The sequence below is a fragment of the Algibacter pectinivorans genome (assembly GCF_900112595.1).
Taxonomy (GTDB): Bacteria; Bacteroidota; Bacteroidia; order Flavobacteriales; family Flavobacteriaceae; genus Algibacter_B; species Algibacter_B pectinivorans.
In genome coordinates this window covers 527,987-537,878 of the sequence record NZ_FOMI01000002.1, presented here as the reverse complement: position 1 = coordinate 537,878, position 9,892 = coordinate 527,987, and the positions used below count along the sequence as shown (strand labels likewise).

Sequence of the window (9,892 nt, the reverse complement as noted above, 5' to 3'; positions counted from 1 at the left end):
TGTCAGCTCTATCTGCTAAATACTCCGCTCTGTTCTTTTGCTTTTCAAGTAGTTTAACTTGTTGTTCTAATTCTAATATACGTTGTTCTGGAGTTTTAGACATACCTTGTTGGATTGAGTATTGATAATCAAAGTTACCATATTTTTTTAACCAAGTTCGAACGGTAGAAGCAGCTTGAATGCCATATTTATTTAAAGCTCCTGTGGTGGTTAATAGACCTTGTTCTATTTCTTGAACAATTTGTAATTTTAGACTTAAACTGTAATCTTTTTGTGTGCGCTTTTTGTAATTTGAATCGAATGGTTTCATAAATAAATAATGTTAAGTGTAACACTATTTCAGGACGAGACAATTAATGGTTGAATCAATTAGGAATAAATACACTTGACTTTGTCAGAAAAAAAATGATAAATTCGTTTAACATCGGATATAAAACATTAAAACCATTTCATATCCGCGAAATTATATTAACCTCCCCCAAAACACACAATGCCTAATACTAAAACAAGAAGCTAGTAAACACTTGCCTTAGGGATTGAGCAATTGTTGGAGCTCCTCGCAGAGAGCGACTTGTAAAATATTTATAGTCATAAGTACTATTAATTAAAATATAAACCAACTAGTAAAGCCCGAACCCTTTTTCGGTAACGCCAAAAACAAAAAAAAGGACGTCTTGCATTACGCAAAACATCCTTTTTATCAAACTAAACTAAATTGTTAAAGATTAGTGCTCGTTTAACCTGAAATCTGGATAGGCATCCATTCCGTGTTCGTGGGCATCTAAACCTTCTAATTCTTCTTTTTCTGATACTCGTATTCCTGTAGTTTTCTTTAAAACAAAGAATATTATAAATGACGATACTATACAAATTCCTGCATAACAAGCCACTCCAATTAATTGTACTAAAAATGAGTGCTCTGGGTTTGTTGAAAAGATTCCAACAGCTAAAGTCCCCCAAATACCACAAATTAAATGTACTGCAATGGCCCCAACAGGATCGTCTAATTTAATAGCATCTATAAAAGCAACAGCAAATACAATGAGTGATCCCGCAATACCACCAATAATTATAGCGCTTTCTGGCGTTACAACATCGGCACCAGCAGTAATACCAACTAATCCTCCTAAAATACCATTCAAGAACATGGTTAAATCAAGGTTTTTGTATTTTAAAAAGTTAACAAACGCTGCAATTACACCACCAGATGCGGCGGCTAAACATGTTGTAACTAGGGTTAATGATGTTAATTCTGGATCGGCAGAAAGCACAGAACCTCCATTAAACCCAAACCAACCTAACCAAAGGATTAAAACGCCTGCAGTTGCTAATGGTATATTATGTCCTGGTATTGCTTGTGGCTTTCCTTCTTTATCAAACTTACCAATACGAGAACCTAGTAAGTAAACTGCAACTAAAGCTGCCCATCCACCCACAGAGTGTACTAACGTAGAACCTGCAAAGTCATAGAATCCCATTTGGTCTAAAAATCCGCCACCCCATTTCCAAGATCCAGCAATTGGGTATATAAGACCTACGTAAATTACTGTAAAAATCATGAATGCTCCAATTTTCATACGTTCGGCAACAGCACCAGATACAATAGTAGCAGCTGTAGCAGCAAACATACCTTGAAACAAGAAATCAGTCCAGTAAGTGTAACCTTCGTTATAGGTTAAATCTAAAGCGCCTTCGGCAGTTAAAGGGGCATCGAACCCAAATCCTGCAAAGCCTAAAATACCTGAAGAATCTTCGGCAAAGCCTGGATACATTAAATTAAATCCTACTATATAGTAAAGTAATAACCCAACGGTTATTATAAATATGTTTTTAAATAATATGTTTATTGTGTTTTTTTGTCTAGTTAAACCTATTTCTAAAAATGCAAACCCTGTGTGCATAAAAAAAACAAGTGCTGTACAGATCATCATCCATACATTATTAGTTGTTAGTAATCCTTCCATTATATTTATTTTAAATGATATTTTATTTTAAAGTGTCTACACCTTTTTCTCCTGTCCTTATTCTATAACATTCTTTCACATCAGAGACAAATATTTTACCGTCTCCAACTTCGCCTGTACTTGCAGATTCAAGTAGGGTTTTAATTGTTACTTCTTCAAAATCATCATTTACTACTATTGATAAATGTCTACGTTGAATATCACTAGTGCTATAAGAGACTCCTCTGTAAACGTGCCCTTCTTTTTCATTACCAAGACCGGTTACATCCCAATACGAGAAAAAGTTAACCCCAACTTCGTGCAACGCTTCCTTAACTACACGATATTTAGACTTTCTAATAATTGCTTCAATTTTTTTCATAATTCATTAACTTATATATATAATTTAGTTTGTTAAAATAGGAAAATATTTTGTTTCAATGCTACTAAATAATAAACAGAGTTATTATTCGTAGCTATAATAAAGACCAAAAGACGCCTTATTACTAAGGCATCTTTTGGTTTTTATTTTATTTTATTAAAGACTACTCTTCAATTTCTCTTTGTCTCTTACCTGGATAAGCGATAGAACCATGTTCCACCCAGTCAAGTCCAGCAATTTCTTCTGCTTCTGTAACTCTTAAACCAATGGTCTTTTTCATAATCATTAAGAAAATAAATGATAAACCAATTGCCCAAGCAGCATATGCTAATACTCCAATAGCTTGAGCTCCTAGTTGAGCAGCTCCACCACCATTAAGTATACCAATACCAGCATCGCCATCAACACCCCAAAGACCTATTACTAAGGTTCCCCAAGCTCCAACTACACCGTGTACAGAAATAGCACCTACAGCATCATCAATTTTTAATGTTCTTTCAATAAACTGCATTGAGAATACTACAAGAATACCTCCAATTAAACCAGCTAATACAGCACCACCTTCTGTCATGTTTCCACAACCAGCAGTTATACTAACAAGACCAGCTAAAGCACCGTTTAAAGTCATACCTAAATTTGGTTTTCCATCTTTAAACCAAGTAAGTAATAAAGCACCTAATGCACCTGCAGCTGCAGCTAAATTTGTTACTAATACAACTTGAGAAGCTGCAGTAGCATCATCACCACCCCATGCTAATTGAGAACCACCGTTAAAACCAAACCATCCTAACCAAAGGATAAATACACCTAAAGTAGCGTACATTTGGTTATGACCTAGTAATTCTACTGGTTTTCCGTTAAGGTATTTACCAATTCTAGGACCTACCATCCACGCAGCAACAAGTGCAGCCCATCCACCAACAGAGTGAACTATAGAAGATCCAGCAAAATCGATAAACTCAGCAGGCATAATACCATCGGTGTTGTTTAACCATCCACCGTTCCATTCCCAACCACCAGCGATAGGGTAAATGAAAGCTGTTAATATGATACTAAAAATAGCATACGTTGTATATTTTGTTCTTCCTGCAATTGCTCCAGATACAATAGTAGCAGCTGTAGCAGCAAATACAGTTTGAAAGAATAAATCTGCAGCACCTTGAGAAAAAGTAAATCCTCCCCAGTGGAAGAAACCTCCGCCCATATCGGCACCATACATTAAAGAATATCCTATAAACCAGAAGGCTAGAGAACCAACGGCAATATCTAGGAAGTTTTTCATGGCAATGTTAACGGCATTCTTTGAATCTGTCATTCCAGACTCTACTAAAAAGAATCCTGCTTGCATAAAGAATACTAGGATACCTGATATAAGCATCCACATCATTCCCATATCGCCTTCTATAGCGGCGGTATCTTGAATTATTAAAGGCATATTTAATATAGACATAATAAGTTTTTTTATTGGGTTAGTTAATTGAAAAAAACAAGTTCTCTACGTTAATAGAGAACTTGTTAAAATATTCTCTTTGTTTTGTTTTTCTCTTAGAAAGAGTAAATAGCTGCTAGAGTGAAAGCTGCTAAGTTATCTGAAGCCATTCCATCATTATCAACAAATGGCTCATCATTACTCCAAGAATCTAATCTAATTTCTGGCTTAATAATTAAGTTATCTACAGTATAACTACCTGTTAAAGTTGTAGCAAAAACAGAAGGCTGGTCATCATCATCACCATGTTCAGAAAAGTATTCACCTCTTAAACCTATAGAGAAGCTATCAGAAGTAGCAACCTGAGGATATAAAGCTGCACCGTAGAAACCAGCACCATCATTATCATTATATGCTGCGTTAATTCCCATGAAGAAAGTATCAGAAAGATCAAAACCACCAGTATAATCAATTTCGAAACCTAATCCACCATGCTCTCCACTATCGTAATAAAGGTTTAAGAATTGTCCTTTATATCCTAACTGAGCACCCAATGCATATTCTCCAGTCATTGAAGTATCATTAACATCCCATGGATTAGTAACAGCTAACATTAAGCTAAAATCTTCAGATAAAGCAAAATCTGCTTTTATACCCATATGAGAAAAAGGTCCACTAGAAAACAAGTAAGATGTACTGTAGTTAAAGTTTGCTGCAGGAGAAATTACTTCGTATCCTAAAAATGTATTAAAGCGACCAAAAGTTAATGTTGTTCCTTCTGAAACATTCCAGTAAACATAAGCTTGATTCACAATACCATCAACAATATCACTACTAAAAGTAGCACCTGCACCTCTAGGTCCAGTAACTAAATCTAACACTACACCAGCTTTTTCGCCTTCATAGCTTGCAATAATGTTACCCATACCTAAAGCAAATCCTGATTGTCCTGCAAATGCAGTTCCGAAACCAGCACCAACATTATCAGGAGCAGTTAAATAAGTTTGGTAATAAGCATCAACACTACCACTAATAGATAGTTTTGGAGTTTCTTCTTGTGCAAATAATGCTGTTGCTGCGAAAAGCATTGAAAGTGTAAAAATTTTTTTCATCATTGTTTTATTTTTAAGTTATTTAATTTCTTAGATCTAATTCTTGATTAGTTTGTTGTATTAAATTTTTCTAGATCTAATTCCCCTTAAGAATGAGGCTAAACTATATGAAAAAAACTTAACCCCCATAAAAAATAGGGGTAATTAGATAACTTTTATTAATATTCCATTTTTTACCCTATTTTTTTAGGGGTGCTTGATTAAATTATATTTTTTTTGAATTATCAACAACGAGAATAATTGAATTATTGTTAGTATTTTAGTAAAATCTCTAGAGCAATTTTCATTTATTACAGGAATCTTTACCAAAAATTCAGATATACGTATATATTAACATTATTTAACAGTTTGAATATTCATTAAAAAAATGGAGTAATATTGATATATAATTATTTTTACATCCCAATGTCCTCTAAAATCGAAATAATAAATAGTCTGTATTGTAATTCAAATTGTAGAACGTATCTTAGCTTCTCAACTCAAGTTTTTAAATTAATTTATTGTTGACTATGATTAAGAAGCAAGGACTTTATTTACCAGAATTTGAACACGAAAACTGTGGGGCAGGTTTTATTTGTAATCTTAAAGGAGAGAGAACAAATCAAATCATTCATGACGCCTTAGAAATTCTTGTAAAATTAGAGCACCGTGGTGGTGTAAGTGCAGATGGGAAAACTGGTGATGGTGCTGGACTGCTAATTGATATCCCACACGACTATTTTAAACGCGTTTGCGATTTTGATATTCCAGAACAAAGGGAGTACGCCGTAGGTATGGTATTTTTACCTAAGGTAGACAACCAATATGTGTTTTGCAAAGCAACTTTTAAAAAGGAAGTTGAAGCGCAAGGCCTTACCGTTTTAGGATGGCGTAAAGTGCCTGTAGACTCTACACAATTAGGAGCCATTGCATTAGCATCGGAGCCTAATATAGAGCAACTATTTATAGGTAAAACCGAAGCTATTGATGAGGCTACTTTTAAAGCCAAATTATACGCCGCTAGAAAAATAACAGAACATACTATTAGAACCTCTAAAATCTCTGAAAGTAGTTACTTTTATGTACCTAGTTTATCTACAACAACAATAATATATAAAGGTATTATAATGCCTGAAGATATTGGGCCGTATTATACCGATTTACAACAAATAGATTTAGTAACACGTTTGGCTTTAGTACACCAACGTTTCTCTACAAATACAATGCCTACTTGGGAGTTGGCTCAACCATTTCGTCACATGTGTCAAAATGGAGAAATTAACACCCTTCGTGGCAACGTAAGTAGAATGCGTGTTCGTGAAGAAATCATGAAAAGTGATGTTTTTGGACCGCAAATAGATAAATTATTCCCAATAATTTTACCAGGAAAATCAGATTCTGCTTCTATGGATATGGTGGTTGAATTATTAACACACACAGGACGATCATTACCAGAAATTATGATGATGATGATTCCTGAAGCTTGGGAAAAACACGCTACAATGTCAGAGGAGCGTAAAGCATTTTACGAGTACAACGCTTGTATTATGGAGCCTTGGGACGGACCAGCATCGGTACCATTTACAGATGGCGATTACATAGGTGCTTTATTAGACCGTAACGGTTTAAGACCTTCAAGATATACCGTTACTAAAAGCGGAAAACTAATCATGTCTTCAGAAATTGGAGTTGTAGAAGTTGCCCCAGAAGATGTTAAAGAACATGGTAGGTTAGAGCCAGGTAAAATGTTCTTGGTAGACATGAACGAAGGTCGCATTATTGGCGATGAAGAAATAAAAAGCAAAATAGTTTCAGAAAGACCGTATAAAGCTTGGTTAGATAAAACACGTTTACATTTAAAAGATGTACCGTACACTGGCGAAACTTGCCCTATTGAAACTATTGATATTAAAACACGCCAACGTTTATTCAATTACACTTTTGAAGATATTCAAGAGGTAATTACGCCAATGGCGCAAGTAGGTAAAGAAGCTTTAGGATCTATGGGAATTGATACGCCATTAGCCGTACTTTCAGATAGACCTCAATTAATCTCCAACTACTTTAAACAACTATTCGCGCAGGTTACAAACCCACCTTTAGATGGTATTCGTGAAGAAATTGTAACAGATATTAGCTTAAACCTTGGTAAAGACAGAAACATATTTAGTATTACCGAAAGACAATGTCGAAAACTAAGAATTCAAAATCCAGTTATCTCAAACGGCGATTTAGAAAAAATTAGAACTATTGATATTGATGGTTTCCAAGCCGAAACGATTCAAATGCTATACCCGAAAATTGAGGGTATGAATGGTTTAGAAAATGCGCTTGATGATATCATTATCCAAATTGAAAAAGCTTTAGAAAGAAAAACAAATATTATTATTCTTTCAGATAGAGGTGTAAACCAAGAATTAGCACCAATTCCTGCTTTATTAGCATGCTCATTTGTAAATCACCAACTGAATCGTTTACGTAAGCGTTCTTATTTCGATATTATTATTGAATCGGCAGAACCACGTGAGCCACATCATTTTGCAACCTTATTTGGTTATGGCGCTAGTGCGATAAACCCTTATATGGTTAACGAAATTATTAGAATGCAAGTTAAAGAAGGCTTCATTACTGGTATGGACGAGCAAAAAGCGGTTGATAATTTCAATAAAGCTATTGGAAAAGGTATTTTAAAAGTAATGAACAAAATTGGTATCTCTACACTACACTCATATAGAGGTTCACAAATTTTCGAAATTGTTGGATTCAATTCGCAATTCGTTGAAAAATATTTCCCTTACACCGCTTCTAGAATAGAAGGTATTGGTTTATATGAAATCGAAAAAGAAATTGACCAACGCTATAAACAGGCGTATCCAGATAATGCTATCGATAAAAACCTAGGTTTAAATATTGGTGGCGATTACAGATGGAGACGTAATGGCGAGCGCCACTTATTTAACCCAACAACAGTAGCAAAACTGCAACAAGCGGTTAGATTAAGTGATCAAGCAAGTTATGATGTTTATGCAAAAGCCATAAACGAACAATCTGAAAACTTAATGACCATTCGTGGTTTATTTGAGTTTGATAACCTAGACCCTATTCCTTTAGAAGAAGTAGAGCCATGGACAGAAATTGTTAAGAAGTTTAAAACCGGAGCCATGTCTTATGGATCTATTTCTCGTGAAGCACATGAGAATTTAGCCATAGCCATGAACAGAATTGGAGGAAAATCTAATTCTGGTGAAGGTGGAGAAGACAGAAAACGTTTTCAAAAAGATATAAATGGCGATAGCCGTAACTCTGCTATTAAACAAGTAGCATCGGGTCGTTTTGGGGTAACATCACACTACCTTTCTAGCGCCAAAGAAATTCAAATTAAAATGGCTCAAGGAGCTAAACCTGGTGAAGGTGGACAACTACCTGGCGAAAAGGTTTTACCTTGGATTGCCTCGGCACGTAACTCCACGCCTTTTGTTGGGTTAATTTCGCCACCACCACATCATGATATTTATTCTATTGAAGATTTAGCACAATTAATTTACGATTTAAAAAATGCAAATCGCGAAGCTAGAATTAACGTAAAATTAGTATCGGAAGTTGGTGTAGGTACAATCGCTGCCGGTGTAGCAAAAGCTAAGGCCGATGTGGTATTAATTTCTGGTTACGATGGTGGAACAGGAGCTTCTCCTTTAACCTCATTAAAACATGCAGGTTTACCTTGGGAACTTGGTTTATCAGAAGCACAACAGACTTTAGTATTAAACAACTTAAGAAGTAGAATTGTTGTAGAATGTGATGGCCAATTAAAAACAGGTCGTGATGTTGCCATTGCTGCTTTGTTAGGTGCAGAAGAATTTGGTTTTGCCACAGCACCTTTAGTAGCCTCAGGTTGTATTATGATGCGTAAGTGTCATTTAAATACTTGCCCTGTAGGTATTGCAACTCAAGATAAAGAACTACGTAAAAACTTTAAAGGAACACCAGAGCACGTTATTAATTTCTTCTACTACATTGCTGAAGAATTAAGAGGTATAATGGCGCAACTAGGGTTTAGAACCTTAGCAGAAATGGTTGGTCAAACCAATAAAATTAATGCTAATAGAGCGATTAAACATTACAAAGCAAAAGGTTTAGATTTATCTAGCATACTTCACAGACCATCAGCTTATAACGACCTTCCTGTAAGAAATACAGAAGCTCAAGACCATAACCTAGAAAACGTATTAGACTTTACAATTCTTAAAGATTCGCATAGAGCTTTATACCGTAAGGAGAAAATGACGCTTGCTTACCCTATAAACAATATAGACCGTACAGTTGGTGCTATTGTAAGTAACGAAATTTCTAAAATTTACGGGCACTTAGGATTACCTGAAGACACCTTGAATATTAACTTCACAGGATCTGCAGGACAAAGTTTCGGAGCCTTTGGCGCACACGGTTTATCATTTATTTTAGAAGGTAACACTAACGATTATTTAGGTAAAGGTTTATCTGGAGCTAAACTAATTGTTAAAAAACCTGCAAAAGCAGATTTTATAGCCGAAAACAACATTATTGTTGGTAATGTATGCTTGTTTGGTGCCGTTGCCGGTGAAGCTTACATAAATGGTATTGCAGGCGAACGTTTTGCAGTAAGAAACTCTGGAGCAACTACAGTTGTTGAAGGTGTTGGAGATCATGGATGTGAGTACATGACAGGTGGTAAAGTAATTGTTCTTGGTAAAACAGGACGAAACTTTGCAGCAGGTATGAGTGGTGGTATTGCGTATGTATACGACCCTAATAATAAATTTGTAAACGGATTATGTAATACAGAAACTATAGAGTTTGAAGATATTACAGGTGAAGATGCAAACGAATTAAAACAAACTATTGAGAAACACGCACTTTATACAGATAGTAACCTAGCTAAAACATTATTAGCAGACTGGGATACAAGTCTTGGTAATTTTGTTAAAGTGATGCCAATAGAATACAAACGTGCCTTAAAACGTTTAGAGACAGAAGAACCAATGGTAGAAGAATTAACAACAGCATAGTG

General features: G+C 35.2%; 6 protein-coding genes. 1 reads left to right on the top strand and 5 read right to left on the bottom strand.

The annotated features are described in order from the left end of the window. From BMY96_RS05005 to BMY96_RS04985, 5 genes are all read right to left on the bottom strand, one after another. The coding region (locus BMY96_RS05005) for a transposase (RefSeq protein ID WP_139205213.1) at positions 1 to 310 on the bottom strand (310 nt) is incomplete at its 3' end. A 415-nt stretch (positions 311 to 725) separates the two neighbouring features. Next, the gene (locus BMY96_RS05000; protein ID WP_092849838.1) at positions 726 to 1,964 is read right to left on the bottom strand and encodes an ammonium transporter; all 1,239 of its coding nucleotides are present in this window, start codon (positions 1,962 to 1,964) and stop codon (positions 726 to 728) included. Between the two features lie 22 nt (positions 1,965 to 1,986). Further along, positions 1,987 to 2,325, bottom strand: a complete 339-nt coding sequence (locus BMY96_RS04995; protein WP_092849836.1) for a P-II family nitrogen regulator — start codon at positions 2,323 to 2,325, stop codon at positions 1,987 to 1,989. A gap of 163 nt (positions 2,326 to 2,488) precedes the next feature. Beyond that, the gene (locus BMY96_RS04990) at positions 2,489 to 3,775 is read right to left on the bottom strand and encodes an ammonium transporter (protein WP_092849833.1); all 1,287 of its coding nucleotides are present in this window, start codon (positions 3,773 to 3,775) and stop codon (positions 2,489 to 2,491) included. Between the two features lie 95 nt (positions 3,776 to 3,870). After that, positions 3,871 to 4,866 (bottom strand): outer membrane beta-barrel protein, encoded by a 996-nt coding sequence (locus BMY96_RS04985; protein WP_092849831.1) that lies wholly within the window; start codon positions 4,864 to 4,866, stop codon positions 3,871 to 3,873. Positions 4,867 to 5,375: 509 nt separating this feature from the next. Here BMY96_RS04985 and gltB point away from each other — a divergent pair. Beyond that, positions 5,376 to 9,890: a glutamate synthase large subunit gene (gltB, locus tag BMY96_RS04980; RefSeq protein ID WP_245750544.1), complete on the top strand. Its 4,515-nt coding sequence runs from the start codon at positions 5,376 to 5,378 to the stop codon at positions 9,888 to 9,890. Positions 9,891 to 9,892: the final 2 nt, after the last annotated feature.

What these genes read in the sequence shown, in the direction of transcription:
- BMY96_RS05000 (WP_092849838.1), bottom strand. Translation starts at nt 1,964, where the DNA reads ATGGAAGGATTACTAACAACTAATAATGTATGGATGATGATCTGTACA.
- BMY96_RS04995 (WP_092849836.1), bottom strand. Translation starts at nt 2,325, where the DNA reads ATGAAAAAAATTGAAGCAATTATTAGAAAGTCTAAATATCGTGTAGTT.
- BMY96_RS04990 (WP_092849833.1), bottom strand. Translation starts at nt 3,775, where the DNA reads ATGTCTATATTAAATATGCCTTTAATAATTCAAGATACCGCCGCTATA.
- BMY96_RS04985 (WP_092849831.1), bottom strand. Translation starts at nt 4,866, where the DNA reads ATGAAAAAAATTTTTACACTTTCAATGCTTTTCGCAGCAACAGCATTA.
- gltB (WP_245750544.1), top strand. Translation starts at nt 5,376, where the DNA reads ATGATTAAGAAGCAAGGACTTTATTTACCAGAATTTGAACACGAAAAC.